General features: G+C 70.8%; 20 protein-coding genes. 13 read left to right on the forward strand and 7 right to left on the reverse strand.

Annotated features, from left to right (window positions below; translation table 11 throughout):
• Positions 1-248: 248 nt before the first annotated feature.
• Genes NLX83_RS32220 through NLX83_RS32230 form a run of 3 tightly spaced genes read left to right on the forward strand, consistent with a single transcriptional unit; the run spans position 249 to position 2552 of the window.
• Positions 249-926, forward strand: a complete 678-nt coding sequence (locus NLX83_RS32220; RefSeq protein WP_254239004.1) for a YqeB family protein — start codon at positions 249-251, stop codon at positions 924-926.
• Positions 926-1525 (forward strand): TetR/AcrR family transcriptional regulator, encoded by a 600-nt coding sequence (locus NLX83_RS32225; RefSeq protein ID WP_254239005.1) that lies wholly within the window; start codon positions 926-928, stop codon positions 1523-1525. Before NLX83_RS32220 ends, NLX83_RS32225 begins: the two co-directional genes overlap by 1 nt.
• A gap of 16 nt (positions 1526-1541) precedes the next feature.
• Complete coding sequence (locus tag NLX83_RS32230; RefSeq protein WP_254239006.1) at positions 1542-2552, forward strand: CobW family GTP-binding protein; 1011 nt, start codon at positions 1542-1544, stop codon at positions 2550-2552.
• Here NLX83_RS32230 and NLX83_RS32235 read toward each other — a convergent pair.
• The gene (locus NLX83_RS32235) at positions 2549-2905 is read right to left on the reverse strand and encodes a hypothetical protein (RefSeq protein WP_254239007.1); all 357 of its coding nucleotides are present in this window, start codon (positions 2903-2905) and stop codon (positions 2549-2551) included. The two genes, NLX83_RS32230 and NLX83_RS32235, sit on opposite strands and share 4 nt — an antisense overlap.
• Positions 2906-3108: 203 nt before the next feature.
• Here NLX83_RS32235 and NLX83_RS32240 point away from each other — a divergent pair, with 203 nt between their 5' ends.
• Complete coding sequence (locus NLX83_RS32240; protein ID WP_254239008.1) at positions 3109-4098, forward strand: GlxA family transcriptional regulator; 990 nt, start codon at positions 3109-3111, stop codon at positions 4096-4098.
• A gap of 188 nt (positions 4099-4286) precedes the next feature.
• Here the strand turns inward: NLX83_RS32240 and NLX83_RS32245 are convergent, their stop codons facing one another.
• On the reverse strand, positions 4287-4871 hold the full coding sequence (locus NLX83_RS32245; RefSeq protein WP_254239009.1) for a M23 family metallopeptidase: 585 nt from the start codon (positions 4869-4871) through the stop codon (positions 4287-4289).
• 75 nt (positions 4872-4946) lie between these two features.
• On the reverse strand, positions 4947-5522 hold the full coding sequence (locus tag NLX83_RS32250; protein ID WP_254239010.1) for a TetR/AcrR family transcriptional regulator: 576 nt from the start codon (positions 5520-5522) through the stop codon (positions 4947-4949).
• A gap of 51 nt (positions 5523-5573) precedes the next feature.
• Between NLX83_RS32250 and NLX83_RS32255 the strand changes: the two genes are divergently transcribed.
• Entirely contained in the window at positions 5574-6704 is a 1131-nt protein-coding gene (locus NLX83_RS32255; protein WP_254239011.1) for an MFS transporter, read from the forward strand.
• Here NLX83_RS32255 and NLX83_RS32260 read toward each other — a convergent pair.
• Entirely contained in the window at positions 6661-7509 is an 849-nt protein-coding gene (locus tag NLX83_RS32260) for a serine hydrolase (protein WP_254239012.1), read from the reverse strand. The genes NLX83_RS32255 and NLX83_RS32260 overlap by 44 nt on opposite strands.
• A gap of 65 nt (positions 7510-7574) precedes the next feature.
• A complete protein-coding gene (locus NLX83_RS32265) occupies positions 7575-7961 on the reverse strand; it encodes a GntR family transcriptional regulator (RefSeq protein WP_254239013.1) in 387 nt (128 codons plus the stop codon).
• 105 nt (positions 7962-8066) lie between these two features.
• On the opposite strand from NLX83_RS32265, the gene NLX83_RS32270 reads away from it, so the two are divergent.
• The 3 genes from NLX83_RS32270 (at position 8067) to NLX83_RS32280 (ending at position 11174) form a co-directional block, all read left to right on the forward strand.
• Positions 8067-8828 carry a hypothetical protein gene (locus tag NLX83_RS32270; RefSeq protein ID WP_254239014.1) on the forward strand — a complete coding sequence of 254 codons (762 nt, stop codon included), beginning with the start codon at positions 8067-8069 and terminating at the stop codon, positions 8826-8828.
• A gap of 397 nt (positions 8829-9225) precedes the next feature.
• Complete coding sequence (locus tag NLX83_RS32275; protein ID WP_254239015.1) at positions 9226-10221, forward strand: HNH endonuclease signature motif containing protein; 996 nt, start codon at positions 9226-9228, stop codon at positions 10219-10221.
• Between the two features lie 20 nt (positions 10222-10241).
• A complete protein-coding gene (locus NLX83_RS32280) occupies positions 10242-11174 on the forward strand; it encodes a pseudouridine synthase (RefSeq protein WP_254239016.1) in 933 nt (310 codons plus the stop codon).
• Here NLX83_RS32280 and NLX83_RS32285 read toward each other — a convergent pair.
• Both NLX83_RS32285 and NLX83_RS32290 read right to left on the reverse strand, forming a co-directional pair.
• On the reverse strand, positions 11134-11520 hold the full coding sequence (locus NLX83_RS32285) for an anti-sigma factor antagonist (RefSeq protein ID WP_254239017.1): 387 nt from the start codon (positions 11518-11520) through the stop codon (positions 11134-11136). The two genes, NLX83_RS32280 and NLX83_RS32285, sit on opposite strands and share 41 nt — an antisense overlap.
• A gap of 133 nt (positions 11521-11653) precedes the next feature.
• The gene (locus NLX83_RS32290; protein WP_254239018.1) at positions 11654-12205 is read right to left on the reverse strand and encodes a phosphoribosyltransferase; all 552 of its coding nucleotides are present in this window, start codon (positions 12203-12205) and stop codon (positions 11654-11656) included.
• A 272-nt stretch (positions 12206-12477) separates the two neighbouring features.
• Here NLX83_RS32290 and NLX83_RS32295 point away from each other — a divergent pair, with 272 nt between their 5' ends.
• From NLX83_RS32295 to NLX83_RS32315, 5 genes are all read left to right on the forward strand, one after another.
• Entirely contained in the window at positions 12478-14514 is a 2037-nt protein-coding gene (locus NLX83_RS32295) for a hydantoinase/oxoprolinase family protein (protein ID WP_254239019.1), read from the forward strand.
• Positions 14514-16193 carry a hydantoinase B/oxoprolinase family protein gene (locus tag NLX83_RS32300; protein WP_254239020.1) on the forward strand — a complete coding sequence of 560 codons (1680 nt, stop codon included), beginning with the start codon at positions 14514-14516 and terminating at the stop codon, positions 16191-16193. The genes NLX83_RS32295 and NLX83_RS32300 overlap by 1 nt, the downstream gene beginning before the upstream one ends.
• A gap of 243 nt (positions 16194-16436) precedes the next feature.
• On the forward strand, positions 16437-17810 hold the full coding sequence (locus NLX83_RS32305; protein WP_254239021.1) for a hypothetical protein: 1374 nt from the start codon (positions 16437-16439) through the stop codon (positions 17808-17810).
• A complete protein-coding gene (locus tag NLX83_RS32310) occupies positions 17807-18895 on the forward strand; it encodes a DUF917 domain-containing protein (RefSeq protein ID WP_254239022.1) in 1089 nt (362 codons plus the stop codon). Before NLX83_RS32305 ends, NLX83_RS32310 begins: the two co-directional genes overlap by 4 nt.
• On the forward strand, positions 18892-20352 hold the full coding sequence (locus NLX83_RS32315) for a PucR family transcriptional regulator (protein ID WP_254239023.1): 1461 nt from the start codon (positions 18892-18894) through the stop codon (positions 20350-20352). Before NLX83_RS32310 ends, NLX83_RS32315 begins: the two co-directional genes overlap by 4 nt.
• The last annotated feature ends 32 nt before the right edge of the window (positions 20353-20384 follow it).

Genomic DNA, 20384 nt, shown 5'->3' on the forward strand with positions numbered 1-20384 from the left:
CCGTATCTTGCCAACCCCGTCATTCGCCCTGAAGGCGGGTCTGGTTAGCCCGTTCGGGCAGTGCAACTTGCACGCTCCTTGGCCTCGCATTCTGCGCCCGCAATTTCTTCAGTGCCCGGTGAAATCAAGCTTTTCGAAGTACAACCTCCTTGCGTCGCTTGGCAATCGGTCCCAGCGGCGCGGTGATCGACAGCGCTGGGAAGGGGGCTGGGGACGATAAACCGAGCGGCTGCTCTAGTATTAACGACGTGACCGGTTCGGGGGAGCGCGTCGTCGCGCACAAGTCGTGGGAACAGGCCATCGTCTGGATTGGCGGGCCCGTGCTGGGAGCGGTCGTCGGCTGGCTGGTGAAGCCGCTCGCCGCGTGGGTCGCGACGCTGCCGTGGGCGCCGATGCAGGGGCCGTTCGAGCTCGCGGAGCGGATCCCGGGGTGGGTCCTGGTCGGCGGTGGCGCGCTGCTCGGCCTGGCGCTGGCGTTCTTCGTGTCGCTGGACATGCTGCGGGTGGTGGTCTCCGCCGAGCGCGTGGTGCTGCGGCGCGGGGACGACACCACCGAGGTCGACGGTGCCAAGGTGTCGGCTGTTTTCCTTGACGGCAAACGAATCGTGCTCCTCGGCGCGGACGGCGCGGAGCTGGCCGCGGAGAAGACCGACCTGAACGCGGGCGAGCTCCGGGACGCGTTCACCGCGTCGGGCTTCCGGTGGCTGGCCGAGGGCGACCCGCACGCGGGCGAGTACCGGCTCTGGGTGGAGGACACCCCGGACCTGCCGCCGGGCGCTGACGCGCTCCTGAAGGCCAGGAAGCGGGCGATCGGCAGCGGCGAGGACGAGGACGTGCGGCTGCTGCGCGCCGAACTGGGCAGGCTGGGCGTGGTGGTGCGCGATGACAGGAAGCGCCAGTACTGGCGGATGACCCGGACCGGCTGATGCCCAGGACGGTCGACCCGGCCAAGCACGAGGCGAAGCGCCTGCTCATCCTCGACGCGGCCGCGGAGTGCTTCGCCCGCAAGGGTTTCGAACGGACCACCACCGCCGAGATCTGCGCGCGGGCGGGGATCAGCTCCGGCAGCCTGTTCCACTACTTCCCGAGCAAGCGCGCGATCTTCGTCGCGATCTTCGAGCTGGACGGGCGGCTGCACGCCGACCTGCTCGACCGCGCGGGCCGCGCCGAGGACCCGGTCGCCGGGCTGCTGCAGGTGGTCGACGGGCTGGTGCGACCGCTGTCCGATCCGAGCGCCCCCGGGCTGGTCACCGAGGTGGCCGCGCAGGCGGGGCGCGATCCGGAGCTGGCGGAAGTACTGGTGCGCAACGAGATCCGGCTGCGCGAGGGGCTGGCCGGTCTGCTCCGCCGCGCCGCGGGCCTCGGCCGCATCGACACCGGGCTGGACCCGGACCGGGCGGCCGGGTGGATCGCGGCACTGGTGGACGCGGCGTTCGCCAGGGTGAGCGTGGAACGCGACCTGGAGCCGGACGCGGAGCGGGAGATGCTGCGCCTTATCCTGACCAGGTTCCTGCACATCCGTTAGCCGAAGGGGAGAAGCGTTGGGGCGCAAGCAGATCCCGGTCGTGATCGTCGCTGGGTTCCTGGGCTCGGGGAAGACGACGCTGCTCAACCACCTGCTCTCGGCCAGCGGGGGCACGCGGATCGGCGTGGTGGTCAACGACTTCGGCAGCGTCAACATCGACGCGATGCAGGTGGCCGGGCAGGTCGACTCGATGATCTCGCTGGGCAACGGCTGCCTGTGCTGCCTGGTGGACGCCTCCGGCATGGACGAGCTGCTGGAGCGGCTGGCCCGGCCGGGCCTCGTCGACGTGATCGTCATCGAGGCCAGCGGGCTGGCCGAACCGCGCGACCTGATCCGGATGGTGCTGGCCAGCGACAACCCCGGGCTCTGCTACGGCGGGCTGGTCGAGGTGGTCGACGGCGCGGAGTTCGAGTCGAGCAGACAGCGCCATCCCGAGCTGGACGGCCACCTCCGGTACGCGGACCTGGTGGTGCTCAACAAGATCGACCGGATCGACGCCGAGCAGCAGGCGTTGCTGCGCAAGACCGTCACCGAGCTGAGCGAGGGCAAGCCGGTGCTGCCGACCTCGCACGGCCGCGTCGATCCGGCGCTGCTGTTCGAGCAACGGCCCAAGCGTGACGAGGTGGCGCGGCAGCTGTCCTTCGACGACCTGGACCACGACGACCACTCAGGACATGCGCACGCGGCCTACGAGAGCGTGGTGTTCAGCTCGGCGAAGCCGCTGAACCCCAGGCGCCTCATGGCTTTCCTGGACTCGCGGCCCACCGGGCTGTACCGGATGAAGGGGTTCGTCCACTTCGGACTGCCAGGGCACCGGCAGAAGCACGTGCTGCACACGGTCGGCGGGTTCCTGCGGTTCGAGCGGTCCAGGTGGGAGCGGGACGAGGCGCACCACACCCACCTGGTGCTGATCGGCTCCGGCATCGACGCGGACGCGGTGCGCGCCGGGCTGGCCGACTGCGTGGAGACCGACCCGGCTCCGTCGGACAAGCAGGCGATGCTGCTGATCGCGCCGTACCTGCGCTAGGAGGCGCGGTGGGCGCCGACCGGGATCGGTGCCGCGAGGTCCTCCTCCAGCCTGCGCGCGGCGGTGCGCAGCCGGAGCAGGGCGGGGTGCAGCGCCGCGGCGTCGAAGGTCTCGGCCGACAGGGCGGCGCGGGCCTTGGCCAGCAACGCGACCGTGTCGGTGACGGGGCCGTGCGGGTCGCGGGCGGCGAGCGCGGTCAGGGAGGGTTCGATCACGGCGAGCTCGGCCTCGAACTGGATGGCGAGCTCGGAGATCGCGGCGATCGGCATCTGGTGGCCGGAGAGGCCGCGCAGGCCGCGAACCATGTCGTCGACGACCTGGCGCAGCGCCGCGATCACGGGCATATGACTCACGGGCGCAGTCTAGGCGAATGCTGGACCATTCGGGGCAGCCGCATGCGCCTTTTGGATCATGTGTGCGTTTTCGGGTGAAGATCGGCTAAAGGGGGGCCCTGGCAAGAACACCGCGCACCGCCGGATTCCGGCAAACGCCCAAGATGCCTGACGGGCAAGGGAAAATCTTCCACCGAAGAGGATTCGGGCGTTATCTTCCCGCCATGCGCACAGTCGCGGTGCTGGCCCTGCACGACGTCGTGCCGTTCGACCTGGCCATGCCGGTGGACACGTTCGGCCGGACGTTCCTGCCGGGCGGCGGGAACGCCTACGACGTCAGGGTCTGCTCGGAGGCCGGGGCGGGCAGCGAGGTCGACACGGGCTTCTACGGGGTGCGCGCGCCGTGGGGGCTGGAGGGACTGTCCACGGCGGACACGATCATCGTGCCCGGCCGCAACGACGCGACGATCCCGTTGGCGGAACCGGTGGCCGAGGCCCTGCGCGAGGCGCTCGACGCCGGGACCCGGATCGCGTCGGTCTGCGCGGGTGCTTTCGTGCTGGCGCAGGCGGGAGTGCTCGACGGGTTGCGCGCCACCACGCACTGGCTCGGCACCGCCATCCTCGCCCGCCAGTACCCGGAGATCTCCGTCGACCCCAACGTGCTCTACGTCGACAACGGTCAGGTGCTGACCTCCGCGGGCGCCGCGGCGGGGCTGGACATGTGCCTGCACATGATCCGCAACGACCACGGTTCCGCCGTCGCCGCGGGCGCGGCACGGACGATGGTGATGCCGTTGGAGCGCGCGGGCGGGCAGGCCCAGTTCATCGTGCACGAGCCGCCGACGCCGGACGGGGCGACGCTGGAGCCGTTGCTGCGCTGGCTGGAGGAGAACATGACGCGCGAACTGTCCCTTGAGGACATCGCGGTGCGCGCGGCGATGAGCGCTCGAACGCTCAACCGCCGCTTCCGCGAGCAGACGGGGACGACACCGTTGCAGTGGCTGCACCGGGCGCGGTTGCGGCGGGCGCAGTACCTGCTGGAGACGACGGCGCATCCGGTGGAGCGGATCGCGGCGGAGGTCGGATTCGGCTCCACCACAACGTTTCGCGACCGGTTCAAACGGCTGGTGGGGACGAGTCCGCACGCCTACCGCCGCGCGTTCCGGGGCGGCGGTGAGGCGGCTCTGGCAGGGAAAGCCGAAATCGCGGACTGACACATGCCCCCGGGGTTCGCGTGTCTTCAAGTACAGCGAACCCCGGTCGGGGCTGTCGCTAACCGCCTCCAACCCTCGGTGCGCGCCGGGGTTCGTGGCGGTTGGAGACGGTTGTGCGGGGGGTTGGGGGTACTTGAAGACCGGAGAACCCGGCTGGGAACGGTGTCGCGGCTGACAGGGTTCAGGCGTCAGCAGTTGCGGCTGATCACGTTGCGCCAGGTGCGGCCGTTGGCCTGGCCGTACTCGACGCCGTTGAAGAACGGGCGGACGCGTTCGGTCCCCGCGGCGCCCCACGAGGCGACGCCGTCACCGTTGCGGTCGAACGCCTGCTCGTAGTGCAGGTGCGGGTGGCCGTTGGAGGTCGGCCCGGTCTTGCCGACGCGGCCGATGATCTGGCCCTTCGCCACCCGGGCGCCGACCGCCACGGCGCGGGACTGCAGGTGGATGCCGGTGGTGAACCAGCCGCCGCCGTGGTTGATCTGGATCATGTTGCCCGCGTTGGAGTGGTAGTAGGACTGGCGTACCGTGCCCGCGGCCGAGGCGCGGTAGGGGGCGCCCTCGGTGCCGACCTGGTTCGGCTCCTTCACCATGTCCAGCGCGGGGGCGTGGGCCCAGGTGTCCAGGCGCCATTTCGCGTTGCAGTCGAACGGGAGCTGGAACGCGGGCCTGGCCTCGATGGTGATCTCGTCCGCGGCCGGAGCGGCCTCGGCGAGCGCGGGCAGACCCGCCGCGAGCAGGACCGCGGCGAACACGCCGATGGTTTTGCGGTGCATTCGAACCCTCCTGTGGTCGTCAGGAATATGAATCCCCGACCACGTTAGGTTTGCGCACTTGCACATCACCTACGTTTAACCACAGGCCAAATGGTCCAGCACGGAGCGAGCCGCCGCGCGGGCCTGGCCGACCGGATCGTCGAGATGGCCGATGAGCAGGCCGGTCAGTGCGCCCTCGTAGAGCAGCAGCACGCGTTCGGCCGCCTCCGCCGACCCGGTTATTTCCGTCAGGCGGGCAAGCAGGTCGGCCTTGTGCCGGTTGATCACCGCCCACGCGGGGTGCTCGCGGTCGGTCAGCTCGGCGGCCGCGTCGACGAAGGCGCAACCGCGCTCCACCTCGCCGGAGTCCGCCCACGCCCGCAGCGCGTCGAAGATCGACAGAGATTTGTCCATTGTGGACTCCGCGGCTTCGGTGCGCGCGGTCCAGCTCTCCGTCCAGCGCTCGTGCCGGTGTTCCAGGTAGGCCACCACGAGGCCGTCCTTGCCCGCGAAGTGGTGGTAGAGCGTCATCGTGGCCACGCCCGCGCGGCCGACCGCCTTGTCGACCGGGGTCGCGGCGATGCCGTCGCGGCGGAACAGCTCGTCGGCCGCGGCGATGAGGCGTTCGCGCGCGGTGCCGCGGGGCGGGGCGGGCTTGCGTTGCGTGGCCATGCGAGCGAGTATAACGTGCGTTCTAGTAGAACGGGCGTTATAGGAGGGCGTGTGCGACCCATCGAAACGCGGCTGGTCGCGGCCGGAGTGGCCGTCATCGCCGTCACCTACGGCCTCGGCCGCTATGCCTACGGGCTGTACCTGCCGGAGTTCCGCGCCGAGTTCGGCATGAGCGCGGCCACCGCGGGCGCGCTGGCATCGGGCGGCTACGCGGCGTACTGCCTCGCCGTCGTGCTCAGCGCGCTGCTCACCGCTCGCTGGACCGACCGGGGGACCGCGGTGCTGGCCGCGGCGACCGCGACGGTGGGAACCGCGTTGATCGCCACGGCGGGTTCGGGGACCGCGCTCGTGTTCGGCGTGCTCGTGGCCGGGGCGAGCACGGGGCTAGCCACGCCGCCGCTGGTGTCGATGGTCAATCGCGGTGTGGCGCAAGCACGTCGTGGCGCGGCGCAGGCGATCGTCAACGCGGGCACGGGTGTCGGAGTGCTCGTCAGCGGGCCTTCCGCGTTGTTCGCCAGCGGGAACTGGCGAGTGGCGTGGGTGTTCTTCGCCGCGCTCAGCCTGGTGGCGACCGTCGCTATCTTCTTCGCGGGCCGGGATTTGCCGCCGCACCAACGCAAAGCGGTTTCGTCGGGCGAAAAGCCGGCGAGGTTGGTGATCGCCAGCGCTGTTGTCGGGGCGGCGAGCGCGGCGTTCCTGACCTTCGGGCGGGACCTGGTCGTCACGGTCGGCGGATTCGACGGTGGGCAGTCCGCTCTGTTCTGGATCGTCCTTGGCGCCGCTGGGATCGTGGCCGCGGTGACCGGGGACGTGGTGGCGAAGGTGGGATTGGAGCGGGCATGGCGGCCGTTGACCGGCGCGCTCGCGGCCTCCACGGTTTTCCTTGCTGTGAAACCGAATTCGGTACCAGTGACCTTGATCGCCGCAGCGGTGTTCGGTGCCAGTTACGTCGCGCTGACCTCGGTCATGGTGCTCGCGGCGGGGAACGCCTCTGCGGTGGCGGCGTCGTTCCTGGCGTTGTCGACGGGGCAGGTCGTCGGGGCCGCGGCGGTGGGCTGGTTGATCGACGGAGCTGGCTGGCTGCCCGCGTTCGCGATCGCGGCCGGAGTCGCGCTCGTCGCACCGGCCGCGACCGCGGTCACGCCAGAGCCGATGAGCCGGCCAGTCCCTGGAGCTCGGTGACCGCCTTGGTGACGGCCTTCGTCGCCGTGGGCCACGAAGTCCCCTTCGGCCAGCTGGTCAGCACGACGACCACGTAGTTGTGCTTGCCGCTGACCATGCCCGTCGTGTTCAGCACCATGCGGTCGTCCGTGCTGCCCCAGCCCTGCTTGACCGCCCACTCCCGGCCGGACAACCCGGTGGGGATGCCGAAGTACTGGTCGAAACCGTCCGCCGCCGTGCGCGGCGCCGAGGAGAGCGCGTCGGTCAGCGTGATCCGCCGCTCCTTGGGCAGCTTCGCCGAGATGTGCTGGTAGATCCGGGCCACGTCCGCGGCCGAGGTCAGCGTCTCGCCCCAGCGGCCGGGCCGGGCGGGCGGCCGCGTGTGCTGGAGGCCGATCCGCTCGCTCATCCGGTGCACGATCGCCGCGCCGCCGTTGGCCGTCCACAGCTCGCTGGCCACCTCGTCGTCGCTGGCGGCGAGCATCCGCTCCAGCCCGGCGGGCTCGGACTCCTTGCCCGCCAACGCGTCCAGCGCGATCAGCAGCTTCACCACGGAGGCGGACGGGAACAGCGCGGAGGCGTTCGCCCCGGCCACGTCGGTGCAGCCGGTCAGGTCCACCATCGCGATCCCGGCCGTCGCGCCGCGCGCGGCCGACTGGATCGCCCGCGCGGCGTCCTTGACCTCGGCGGACTGGCGGGTCGGGGTGATCTCCCCGGTGCACGAGGACGCCCACGCGTCCCGGCTGGGCCACAGCGCGAAGCCGAGTGCCACGGCGAGGGCCACGGTCACCACCGGGGCCACGACCAGGAGCGTGCGTCGTTTCATGCTTGGAGGACGCGCCGTCCCGACGGGGGTTGCACCCTTTCACCAATTAAGTAGTGAAAGGGTCCTCAGTGGCGGGGGAAGTGCTCCGCGCGCACGTCGGTGTACAGGGCATCGATGTCGTCCCGGCTCAGCCCCGCGGCTCGCGCGTGGCCCACCCACTTCGCCAGCTCGTAGCGCAGGGGTGAGTTGCGGCCGGTCTGCCCCGAGCCCAGCGAGCGCCGGACGAAGGTGCCCATCCCGCGCTTCGCCTCGACCAGGCCGGAGCGCTCCAGTTCGCGGTAGGCCTTCAGCACGGTGTTGGGGTTGATCGCGGTCGCCTCGACGACCTCGCGCGCGGTCGGCAGCTGGTCGCCGGGGGCGAGCACCCCCAGGCGCAGAGCTTGTTCGACCTGCTGGACCAGCTGCACGTACGTCGCGACGCCGGACCGCTGGTCGATCCGGAACTCGATCACGCGGCTCAGCATAGCCGTGGACGGCGTGCGGTTCCCGCCGTCGCTGTCCGTACATGAGCGGTGACCTGGCAAAACGCGTGGACTCGGCAGCTTAGACTCCCGCGCATGACTACTGGGGGAGTGTGGATCGGCATCGCGGCGGGGGTCCTCGCGGCCGGACTGATCGCCGGAGGGGCGATCTGGCTGTTCGACGAGGACCTGCCGCTCGGCACCAAGGAGGGCGCGGAGGCAACGGCCTTCGGCCCCGACCGCTTCGGCAAACTCAAGATCGGCATGACCAAGGACGAGGCCATCGCCACCGGCGCCCTCGGCCCGTCCCCGGTGGCCGTGGTCACCGGCTGCGAGGACTACTCGTTCCTCGGTGGCCCGTTGCCCGAGCCCGCGCGAATGGCACTGGAAGCCGCCACGGAGAAGCAGTACGAAGCCGCGAAGAAGGAGAACGACGAGATCAGGGCCAAGCTCGACGCGCACCGCGGCCAGTCCGCGCAGTCCGCGCAGGACTACGCCACCCGCGCCGAACTGCTCGCGAAGTCGGCCGAGGCGCTGAGGAAAATGTCCATCGCCTCGGCCGAGTCGTCCGGGCGGTCCTCATTCCGGATTCGACGCGCTAATGAGCATGGTGGAGTGTCGTTTGGGCAGGGGAAGCTGCGGTTGATCTCGGCGCCGCCTTTTGCGAAGACTGCGGAGGGGATTGGGCGGGAGTCCTCTGTTGAGGATTTGAAGAAGGCTTATGAGGGGCGGGGGATGGTTGAGGATCGGGGGCGGTATGAGGTGCCTGTGGAATCGGACTGGGTTCTGGCATTTGATGTGTCGGGTGGGAAGGTGGCGAACTTCTTGTTGTTGAGTAAGGGGATTCGGTGTAGGTAGGGCTTCCTGCTTGGCTTCCAGCTTGCGTCGGTACCAGCGGTGGGGTCGGCTTGACCTGGGGGCCCCTTGCGCGTGCCCTTGGGCCTCTCAGGGGCACGGGATGAAACCCCGGCCCTCGCGATAAGCGTATGGCACGCGCACCCCAGGTAAAGCCGACCCCGATTTCCAGCCCGCCCTCGCCTTTTCGCTGGGGTTGCGTTTCGGGCTTTTCGGGTGCCTGGGAATTCATCCTTTAGGGCCATGATCGTCTATTATTGTGCGATAGAATGGGGACATGTTCCCTGTAGATCCTGACCATAAACTGATGGTCTACTTCGCTGCGATGGGGAAAGCGTCGGCGGACTTCGCGGTCGTGTTGATGGAGTATGTCGCTCGGCTGGAGTTGTGTGATCGTGAGTTGGCCGAGGAAATCCTTATGCGCTTGTTGGCGGTCTCGAAGACGAAGGCCGCCCGGCTGTTGCAGCGCGCGGAGGATTTGACTGGTCGGCCTGTGGTGTTGCGGGCGCTGGCCGAAGGCCGCTTCGACGAGGGCAAAGCGTTGATGATCGTTGACCTGCTCTCCACCCTCACCGCCGTGCACGCAGCGATCGCCGAGCAGGACTTCCTCGCCTTCGCTGAAACGCACAACTACACCGCGACTCGCAGGCATGCGGTGCGGTTCATCACCAAGCTGGACCCGAAGGCTGCTGAGCGTCGGCATAAGGAGAAGCGCAAGGCGAGGTTGGTGGAGAAGATCCCCCAAGACGACGGCATGTGTCTGCTGCGGATGTTCTTCCCGGCGTTGCAAGCCTCTCTGATCTATGACCGGATCGACCGCATCGCCAGGGCTCTACCGAAGGATCACCGGACGTTGGATCAGAAGCGGGCCGATGTGACGATGGATGTGTTGATGGGTAAGGAAACCGGCGCACCCCAAGGCCAGGTCACCGTCTACCTCACGATGCCGATGGGTTCCTTCCTCGGTCTCAGCAATGAGCCCGCCATGCTCCACGGATACGGACCCCTGCCCGCGAAGATCGCCCGGGATGTGGCCGCGAACGGGATCTGGAAGCGCATCCTGACCGACCCGGTCACCGGGATCGCCGAGGACGTCACCACCTACCGGCCCTCAGCCAAGCAGCGGGAGTTGATCCACGCCCGCTACCCGACGTGCACGGCGATCGGCTGCAACCGACCGGCGCACCGTTGCGATCTGGATCACTGCTGTTCGTTCGACGGGACAAACACCACGGTCGATAACTTGCGGCCGAAGTGCCGCAGGCATCACCGGATGAAGCATGAATCCAACTGGAGCTGCGAGAACCTCCCCGATGGTCGGCACGTGTGGACGACACCGAACGGGAAGACTTCGGAGACGGAAGCGGAACCGATCGCGGAACCGGCGCCGTTCTGAGCGGGAGCTAGGGTGACGCGGTGAGACGTCGGCCCAAAGCACCGTTGCCGCAGCGCAACGGGCTTGATCCCGCCCGGTTGCGGCTGCCCGCCGAAGGGGAGTGGGTGACAGTGCGGGACCACCTCGTGGAGCGGTTGCCGAGGGTGGCGCCGGAACGCATCGACATGATGCTGCGCGAGGACCGGATCATGGGGCTCGACGGACCGATCACAGTGGACACTCCGTACGCGCCCGATTCCTACGTGTGGTTCCACCGCGACCTGCCCGTCGAGGTGCCGGTGCCGTTCGAGATCGGGATCGTGCACCGGGACAACGACCTGCTCGTGGTGGACAAACCGCACTTCCTCGCCACGATCCCGCGCGGACAGCACGTGATGGAGACGGCTCTGGTGAAGTTGCGGCACGACCTCGGGTTGCCGGAGCTGGTGCCCGCGCATCGGCTCGACCGGGTCACGGCGGGGCTGGTGATGTTCGTGGTCCGCCCGGAACTGCGCGGGAAGTACCAGACGATGTTCCGGGACCGCTTGGTGCACAAGGAATACGAGGCCATCGCGGGGCACGATCCCGGCTTGGTGTTGCCGTGCACGGTGCGCAGCCACATCGTCAAGGAGCGCGGGGTGATCACCGCGCAGGAGATCGACAGCCCGCCGAACAGCGAAACCCTCGTCGAGCTCGCGGAACACCGGGGTGGGCTCGGCCGCTACCGGCTGGTGCCGAGGACGGGGCGGACGCACCAGCTGCGGTTGCACATGAGCGGCCTGGGCGTGCCGATCCTCGGTGACGACTTCTACCCGGTGCTGACCGAGAAGCCGCTGGACGACTTCACGCGTCCGTTGCAGCTGTTGGCGAAGGTGCTCGCGTTCACCGACCCGGTCAGCGGTGCGGCGAGGCGGTTCGAGAGCAAGCGCGAACTCAGCGCCTGGAGCCGTCCCGGGGAGTGGGCGGCAGGCTGAGCGCTTCGGTGACGCTGTCGAAGACGGCGATCGTGCGGTCGAGGTCGGTCAGGCTGATGGGGCGCAGCACCGGAGCGGTCGTGGCGACCACGCGCAGCGGCGTGCGGTGGCGGGCGCAGACCTCGTGGTGGTGCGCCAGCAGGGTGAGGCCGTCGGAGGAGAAGTACTCCACCCGGGTCAGGTCGAGCACCACGGGAGCCGGTGGGGTCGCGAGGGCCGACGCGGTGGCGATCTCGGTGTTCAAGGTCGGGCCGCTCGCGAGATCGATCTCGCCGAAAACCGTTACCACGACGGCAAAACCCCGGAGCTCGCGCTGGATGTGCACGCCACTGTCAACGGGAAGCACTGCGACCCTCTCCCTTCGGACCCGCCAACGGCAGGGACGACGGGGAAGGCTGCCGTGGCGACGCCCTAGGACAGTAGTTGGGCTTCCGCCAGGGTCAAGCCGCTGATCAGGGAAAACGCTACGTCCGATCGGGTTATCTGGTGTACGCGAGCGCCGTCATCGGTACTCCGGTCGCCTCGACCACCCGGCGACCGATGCCCGCCGGGTCCTCCGAAAGGCACGCGATCCCAACGACGGTTGCGCCCTCCTCGCGCAGCACGCGCACCAGGCTGGCGATCATGTGGCAGTCCGACAGCGCCGCGTCCACGACCAGCACGCGAGTACCCGCCAGCTGGTTGTAGGTGAACAGCTCCGCACCGCGCTGGCGGGGCAGCCTGCTCTGGTTCAGCCGCCACGCCAGGTGGTACGGCAGGCCCGAGGCCAGCGACATCGCCAGCGTCGGCACGATCCCGTCGCCTTCGAGGCCGAGCAGCACCTCCGGCCGCTCGTGCCCGGGATCGGAGATCCACTGCGACCACATCGCGTGACCGACCTCCAGCAGGCGCGTCGGCTCCACGGGGTGCGCGACCCCGTCGAGCTCGTGCACGACCCGGACCGCGGGCACCTCCGGCGGCAGGTCCAGGCAGAGGATCTGGCAAGCCTGGAAGTCCACCGCGGGGGTGTCGGCGCGGTCAAGAGCGGTCATCGTGCTGCTCTCCCTTCCGGCCTGCCAGCCGTGACCGAGGGAACACGGTCGGCTACAGACGATGAGGGCATCACTCTATGAAGTGACTCCACTCGGTGAATGGGCGTTGAGCACAGCGTGAGTCGGCCGCACTGTGCGACCCGCTAGACATGGGATGTCTTGTTTTCACGTTCGGTGTTCGTTGCGCAGGTAGGCGCCGTGCACTGCCCGGGCCCACCTGGCTGTCCGTCGTGCACAGATGATCCATTCGGCCGCTGGCTAACCTCCGCGCCATGGGCGGAGCACGGGTCTCGATGGACATCGGTGGCACGTTCACCGACGTCGTCGTCTACGACGAGACCGACCGCCGCCACCGGATCGGCAAGTACCCGACGACGCCCGCTGATCTCGCCGCCGGCGTGCTCGAAGCGGTCGCCTCCGTGGTGGACCAGCCCGCCGACATCTCCTTCCTCGTGCACGGGACCACGCAGGGGCTGAACAGCCTGTTGCAGCGGCGCGGCGTGCGCGTCCTGCTGCTCGCCTCCGCCGGGGCGCGGGACGTCTACCACATCGCGCGCGGGCCCCGGACCAGGATGTACGACCTCCACTTCAGCAAACCACGGCCGCTTGTGCCGCGCCGCGACGTCGCCGGGATCGACGGCAGGCTGGACGCCTCCGGTGCCGAGCTGGAGCCGCTGGACGAGCGGGCCGTGCGCACCGCCGCGGCGCGCTACCGGGACGAGGGGTTCGGCGGGATCGCGGTGGCCTACCTGTTCAGCCACCTCAACCCGGTGCACGAGCTGCGCACGCGCGAGATCCTGCTGGAGGAACTGGGCACCGAGGTCACGCTGTCGTTGTCGCACGAGACGGCCAACGAGTGGCGGGAGTACGAGCGGACCTCCTCCGCCGTCGTGGAGTCCTACATCGGCCCTGCCGTCCGCGGGTACCTGGCGCGGCTCGGTGATGAGCTGGCGCGGCGGGGGATGACCGTTCCGCTGCACGTCATGCAGTCCTCCGGCGGCATGATCACCGCGGAGTCGGCGCGGCGGCGGCCGTTGCAGACGCTGCTGTCCGGGCCGGTCGGCGGGACCATGGGCGGTGTCGCGCTCGCGGCGGCGATGGGGCGGCCGAACCTCATCTACGTGGACATGGGCGGGACGTCCTTCGACGTCTCCGTGGTGGTGGACGGCAAACCCGACGTCGCGCCCGAGGTGCGGCTGGACGGGCTGCCCATGCTGATGAGCGCGGTCAACATCCACACCGTCGGCGCCGGTGGCGGGTCGGTGGCGTGGGTGGAGGCGGGCGGCCTCCGGGTCGGCCCGCGCTCGGCGGGGGCGCGGCCGGGCCCGGCCTGCTACGGCAACGGCGGTGAGCAGGCCACGGTGACCGACGCCAACCTGGTGCTCGGGCGGATCGAGCCGGAGTCCTTCGCGGGTGGGCGCGTCGCGCTGCACCCGGAGGCGGCTCTCTCCGCGGTCACCGGGTTCGGCCGTGCCCTCGGCATGGACACCCTCTCCGCAGCGGAAGGCATCTGTGCGGTGGCGAACGCGAAGATGGCGCAGGCGATCCGGACGATCACCGTGGCGCGCGGCATCGAGCCGAGGGACTTCGGCCTGGTCGCCTTCGGTGGCGCGGGGCCGATGCACGCGGTGTTCCTCGCGCGTGAGCTGGGCATCCGCGAGGTCGTGGTGCCGCGGTTCCCCGGCGCGTTCTCCGCGTGGGGGATGCTCCAGACGGAGATCCGCCGCGACCTGACAGAGCCGTACTACCGCCTCGACGCGGACGTGGACGGTGCCGAGCTGGCGGACCGGCTCGCGGGGCTGGCCGAGCAGGGGCTGCGGGCGCTGGACGGCGAAGGGGTGCCGGAGGCCGCGCGGCGCGTCGAGCACGCGGTCGATCTCCGTTACGCAGCACAGGAATACGCGCTCACGGTGCCTTTGGAGGGCGCCGACGAGCCCGCTCGGCCGGCCTTCCTTCAGGCGGTCGCGGCCCGCTTCGGCAAGCTGCACGAGCAGCGGCACGGACACGCCAACCCGGGTGCCCCGGTGGAGTTCGTCGCGCTGCGCACGACCGTCTACGGCGATCTCGGCAAGCCCGCGGCAGAACGGCTCGCCCGGGCGGAGGGCGACTTCCCGCGCCGCGGCCGCCCGGTGGTCTTCGACGGCGAAGCGGTCGAGTCGCTGATCGTCGACCGCGCCGATCTGCTTGCGGGACATGCTTTCCAGGGCCCGGCACTGGTGCTCGAACCCACCGCGACGACCGTGGTACCGCCCGGGTACGCGGTCCGCGTCGACGACCTCGGCTCCCTTGTCATCGAAGAGGAACGCTGATGATCGATCCGGTCACCGTCGAGATCATCCGCAACGCGCTCACCTCGGCGGCCGAGGACATGAACGCGATGCTGATCCGCTCCGCCTACACCCCGGTGATCTACGAGTGCGGGGACTGCGTGGTCGCCCTGCTCGACGACCGGCACCGGGTGCTCGGCCAGTCTGCGGGGCTGCCGATCTTCCTGGGCAACCTGGAGGTCTGCACCCGGTTCACCGAGGAGCGCTTCGGCCGCGACGTGTGGCGACCGGGGGACGTGTGGATCCTCAACGACTCCTACCTCGGCGGCACCCACCTCAACGACGTGACGATCTTCGGGCCGGTGTTCACCGGGGACCGGCTCGCCGGGTTCACCGCGACCAGGGCGCACTGGATCGACGTCGGCTCCAAGGACCCGGGCGGGTCGATGGACTCGGTGAACATCTTCCAGGAGGGCCTGCGCCTGGGGCCGCAGAAGCTGGTCTCGGGCGGGGAGCCGGTGTACGGGGTGCTGGACACGGTGCGCACCAACGTGCGCTTCCCGTACCCGACGATGGGCGACCTCAACGCCATGATCGCCACCATCGAGATCGGGCAGCGGCGGCTCGCCGAGCTCGTCGGGCGGTTCGGCACCGAGACGCTGCGCCTGGCCGCCGAGGAGATCTTCGACCAGACCGAGCGCCTGGAGCGGGCGGTGGTGCGCGAGATCCCGGACGGGGTCTACCGCGCGGAGGGCTCGCTGGACAACGACGGCATCGACCTGGACACGCCGGTCCCGGTGCGGCTGAAGATCACCGTCTCCGGCGAGGACATCACCTTCGACGTCACCGAGTCCGCCGACCAGACCGTGGGGCCGGTCAACTGCGGGGTCGCCCAGGCGGTCTCCGCGTGCCGGGTCGGCTACAAGATGTTGGTCAGCCCGGACGTGCCGGGCAACGGCGGGTCGTTCCGGCCGCTCACCGTCGAGGTCCGCGAGGGCTCGGTGTTCGGCGCGCAGGCCCCGGCGGCGTGCCAGTGGTACTTCTCCCACCTGGGCCTGCTGATCGACCTGGTGGCCAAGGCGTTGGCGCCCGCGCTGCCGGAGCGGGTGGCCGCGGCGAGCCACGGCGACTCGATGATCGTGCAGTGCGCCGGGACCGATCCGCGCACCGGCCGCGACTACGTGAGCCTGGAGGCCACGCTCGGCGGGTGGGGCGCGTGGGCGGGCGGCGACGGCGAGACCGCGTTGATCAACAACGTCAACGGTTCGCTGAAGGACATGCCGATCGAGGTCTTCGAGACGCGTTTTCCCTTGCGGGTCACCGAGTACGGCATCCGCACGGACTCCGGCGGGGCCGGGCGGTGGCGCGGCGGCAACGGGGTGGTCCGCGAGTACGTGGCGCTGCACGACTGCTCGCTGTCGCTGTGGTTCGAGCGGTCGGTCACCCCCGCGTGGGGGCTGTTCGGCGGAGCCGGCGCGGCTCCGCCGGAGGTGGTGGTCAACCCGGGCGAGCCGGACGAGCGTCGGTTGCTCAAGTGCAACGGGCTGAGGTTGTCGGAGGGCGACGTGGTGCGCTGCCTGACCGGTGGAGGCGGTGGCTACGGCCCGCCGTCCGAACGCGACGTGCGGCTGCTCGACGCGGATCTGCTCGACGGAAACGTCTCCCCAGGCCACGCTCTGCGCGAGTACACCGCCCGCGTTTCGCCCGTTTCGTACTCTTAGCCGGGAAGAGAGCGCTCCCAAATCCCGCTATGAGTACGAAACGGGAGTTCTCTGGCTGGCCCGGCTCAGGAGGGGTGGGGGGCCGGGTGGAGGGGCACGGGGGAGAGTCTAGTCGGCGGACGAGCTGGTTGGGCTGGTGGCGCGGGCGGGACTACGCAATACGGTCGACAGTGGTTCGACACTGACGCCGTCACGGTGTATTGATCACCCCCGGGGCCGACGAGCGGCCGGCGGGGAGAGTTCATGCGCATTGGTGTCCGGTTGGGCGCGCACGGCGCCGACGGGACCCTCGTCCACGCTGACCGGGTGCTGGCCGCGGCGCGCAGACCGGACGGCGGCTGGCGCGGTCTTCCTGCCCTGTTGCGCGAACTCTCCGCCGCCGCACCGTCCACAGTGGACACGATCGACACTGTTGTCTGGAACATCGCGCCGCTGATCGAGCACGCCCTGCTCGCGGCGGGCCCGCGTGCCCCGGCGCCGCCCGCGTTCACCGTCCCGCCCGCCGTTCCGGTGGCGTCGCTGCTGGTCATGCCGCGCGCGCCGCGGGCGTTGGCGCATCCGTCGGAGCTGGTGCGGTCGCTGATCTCCTGGCGCGGGGTGATCCCCGGCGGGCACGACCTCTTCGGCGCGGAGCTGGTCCCGGTGGACCTCGACGCCGCCGTGCGCGCGGCCACCGAGGCACGGGCGGCCGGGCTCGGCACGCTCGCCATCACCGCGACCGGGGCCTCCAACAGCGTCGCGCACGAGGAGGCGGTCGCCGCGCGGGTTCGCGAGGAGTTCCCCGACCTGCGCATCCGGCTCTCCGGCGACTCGGGCGGCCTGGGCCTGCTCGAACGCGACGCGACCACGGTCATCAACGCCGCGCTGCTCGGTACCGCGGAGGAGCTGGTCGACCGCTGCGAGCGGCTGACCGCGGCCCTGCCCGGCGAGCCCGGCTGCTGGTTCGCCACCGGCGACGGCGGCCGGGTCTCGGCGAAGCGGCTGCGCGCGGTGCCGGTGCGCTGCCTCGGCGCGGACGGCGCGACCGCGCTGACCGGCTCCGCCGTGCTCACCCGCAGGCCGGACGCGCACGTGGTGCTCGCCGCGCGCGGGTTCATCGCGCTCGGCCGGGTCGACGCCGGGCGCCCCAGGATCGCCCCCGACCTGGCGGGCAAACTCGGCGTGCGCACGGTGAGCCCGATCCCCGTGCTCAACGTGCGGGGCACCGCCGCCGAGCCCGCGCTCGCCGCCGAACTGCGCAGCTTGGTCGGGCCGAGCGTGATCGCCGCGTTCGACCGGGAGGCCATGGACATCGCCGACCGGCTGTGCGCCGAGGTCGGCCCCGCGCTCGTGCCGCTGCGCTCAGAGGCGAACCCCAGCGCGGTGGGCGCCGCGTGCAGTGAACCGAGCGCGTGGCTGGACATCGTCGTGCCTGCGGACACCCTCGATGAGCTGCAACGACAGCAGCACCTGGCCGAGCGCCAGGCCATGACGCTGGTCGCCGCGGCGGGCGCGCGCCCGGGGAGTGAGCGGGTGATCAGCTCGGTGGCGACCGCGCTGGCGTTCCTCGGCCGCGACGTCTACCGGCTGCACGTGCGCGCGAGTACCGACAGCGAGTCCGAGGGGGACCGCGCGTGATCACCGAGATCACCGTCGAGGACCTGCCCGCGCTGGAGACGGGCAGCCAGTTGACGTGTTCCTCCGCGGGCAGCACGCACTTCGACGGCACCCTGGCCAACATCGCCGAGCTGCTGCGCGAGCGCGGCCCGGTGCGCATGGTCGGCCTCGACGAGCTGGACGGGGACGCGTTGTGCGTGGCCATCGGCGCGATCGGCGGCTTCGGCCCGATGCTGGAGCTCCCGCCGTCCGGCGACGAGGCGGTCTCCGCCGTGCGCGCCCTGGAAGCCAGGCTGGGCAAGCGCGTCGACGCGATCGTATCGCTGAATGCCAGTGGTCCCAACGCTTTCGCCCCGGTCGCGGCCGCCGCGGCGCTCGGCCTGCCGCTGGTGGACTGTGACGGCATGGGGCGCGTGCTGCCGCTGATGAGCCAGACCACCTACGCGCTGGCCGGTCTGCCGATCGGCCCGCTGGCCGCGGCGAGCCTCGCCGGTGACGTGATGGTGCTGGACACCTCGACGGCGCGCTCGGAACTGCTGCTGCGCTCGGCGATGCAGGCCGCGGGCGGGTTCATGCTGTGCGCCAGCTATCCGTCCATTGTGGACCAATTGGCGAAGTGCGCGATCCGCGGCTCGACCAGCCGGGTGGTGGAGGCGGGCAGGCTGCTGCGCGGCGCACCAGACCGCGGGACGTTGCTGGCCGGGCTCGCTTCCATTGCCGGAGCACGGGTTCTCGGCGGCGGGCGGGTCGTCGAACTCGGCCACGCGACCAGAACCGTTGGCGCGCGGCAGTACCCGGCGGTGCCCACCAGCGTGGTGGTCCGCGAGCCGGGCCCGGACGGGCGGATGATCCGGCTGGAGGGGCAGAGCGAGATCTTCCTCGCGGTGGCCGACGGGGTGGTCAGCGCGGCCGTCCCGGACGTGCTGTGCCTGCTGGACCAGCGCGAGCCGCACATCGTCGGGCTGGAGCGGGTCGCCGTCGGCAACGACGTGGACGTGCTGGTGATGCCCGCCGACCCGATGTGGCACAGCCGGGCCGGGCTGGCGCTGGCCGGTCCGCGCGCGTTCGGTTTCCCGGTCGAGCACCCCCGCGAGGTGGTTTCGTGAACCGCAAGGACGTCGTCGAGCAGCTGAGCGTGGCCGAGCTGGTCCAGTTCGGGCCGCTGGGCCAGGCCAAGGTGTTCGCGGGCGAGGAGCTGGACCGCCAGGTCTCCGGCGTGGTCCTGGTCGCGGAGCTGGAGGAGATCCGGCAGTGCGAGCCGCACTCCGCGGTGGTGCTGCACGGCGCCGCGGCGCAGGGCGCGTGGTCGCTGGAGTCCGCGCTGCGGCTGGCCTGGGAGCGCAACGCCTCCTGCGTGATCGCCCCGGCCGACATCGCGGTCGGCAACCCCACCGCGCAGCTCGCCGAGCGGTTGCGGGTCCCGCTGTTCGTGGTCGCCGACCCGGCGCGGCACGCGCTCGAACTCTCCGCGGCGGTCGCCGACACCGATGCGGCGCGGGCCCGGCTGACCGCGCGCTGCGCCGTGCTCTTCGGTGAGCGCGGCACCCTCCGCGACATCGTCGGAGTGATCAACATCGAGGTCCCCGGCGTGCAGGTCGCGCTCATCGCCGAGGACGGGCACGTGCTCGCCGGGCGGGCCGCCGCCGACCACGCCGAGGGCAAGCGCCGCGTCGAGGTGCACGTGCCGGGGCCGGACGGGCGCCCGTGGGCGCGGCTGGTCGGGCAGCTCGCCGCGTGGTCGCCGTCGTGGGCCCTGACCGTGCGCACGGTCCTGGGCCTGGCGCGGGCGCCGCTCGCCGCGTGCGTGGGACGCGCCTGGCTGCGGCCCGTGCGCCAGGCCGCGAGCGACCGGGTCCTGCTGGACCTGCTGCTCGGCGAGGACGGTGACGACGAAGGGGCGCGCGCCGCGGGGTGGTCGGTCGACGGCAACCACGTCGCCGTTTTCCTCCAGGTCCGCGAGGCGGGCGACGCCGATCAGGAAGCGATGGCGCCGCGGGTGCTCGCGGCGTGGCAGGAGGCTTTCCCGCACCTGCCGCTGATCCCGCGCGGCGAGGGCTGGGTGAGCTGGTGGACCGGCGCCGAGAGCCCGGACGCGGTCGCCGGGCTGCTGCGCCCGTACCTCCAGGCCACGCGGCCCGTGCAGCTCGCCGCGGGCGTCGGCCTGCCGGGAGAGGGTGTCGCGGGTCTGCGCCGCTCGGTCGACGAGGCCCGGCTGGCCGCGGCGGTGGCCGGTCGCCGCGACGGGGAGACGGTCGAACTGTTCGGCGCGCTCGGCCCGCGGGCGGTGTTGGCCTGCATACCCGTGCCCGACGTCGCCGCCGCCGCGCGCGTCGCGCTGGCCGATCTGCTGGCGGCACCGGACGCGGACGTGCTGCTCACCGCCCTGGTCGCGCTGCTGGACTGCGCGGGCTCAACCGGTCAAGCGGCGGCCCGGCTCGGTGTGCACCGCAACACCGTGCTCAGCCGAATCGAGCGCATCCGGGCGCGCGGGGTGGACCTCGACTCGCCAGAACAACGCCTCGCGCTGCACCTCGCGTGCTACTCCCTGCTCAGCGCCACCTGACGGTAGTCTGGATGATCTGAACATCTGGTTCA

This window comes from Allokutzneria sp. A3M-2-11 16 (assembly GCF_024213555.1).
Classification (GTDB): domain Bacteria; phylum Actinomycetota; class Actinomycetes; order Mycobacteriales; family Pseudonocardiaceae; genus Allokutzneria.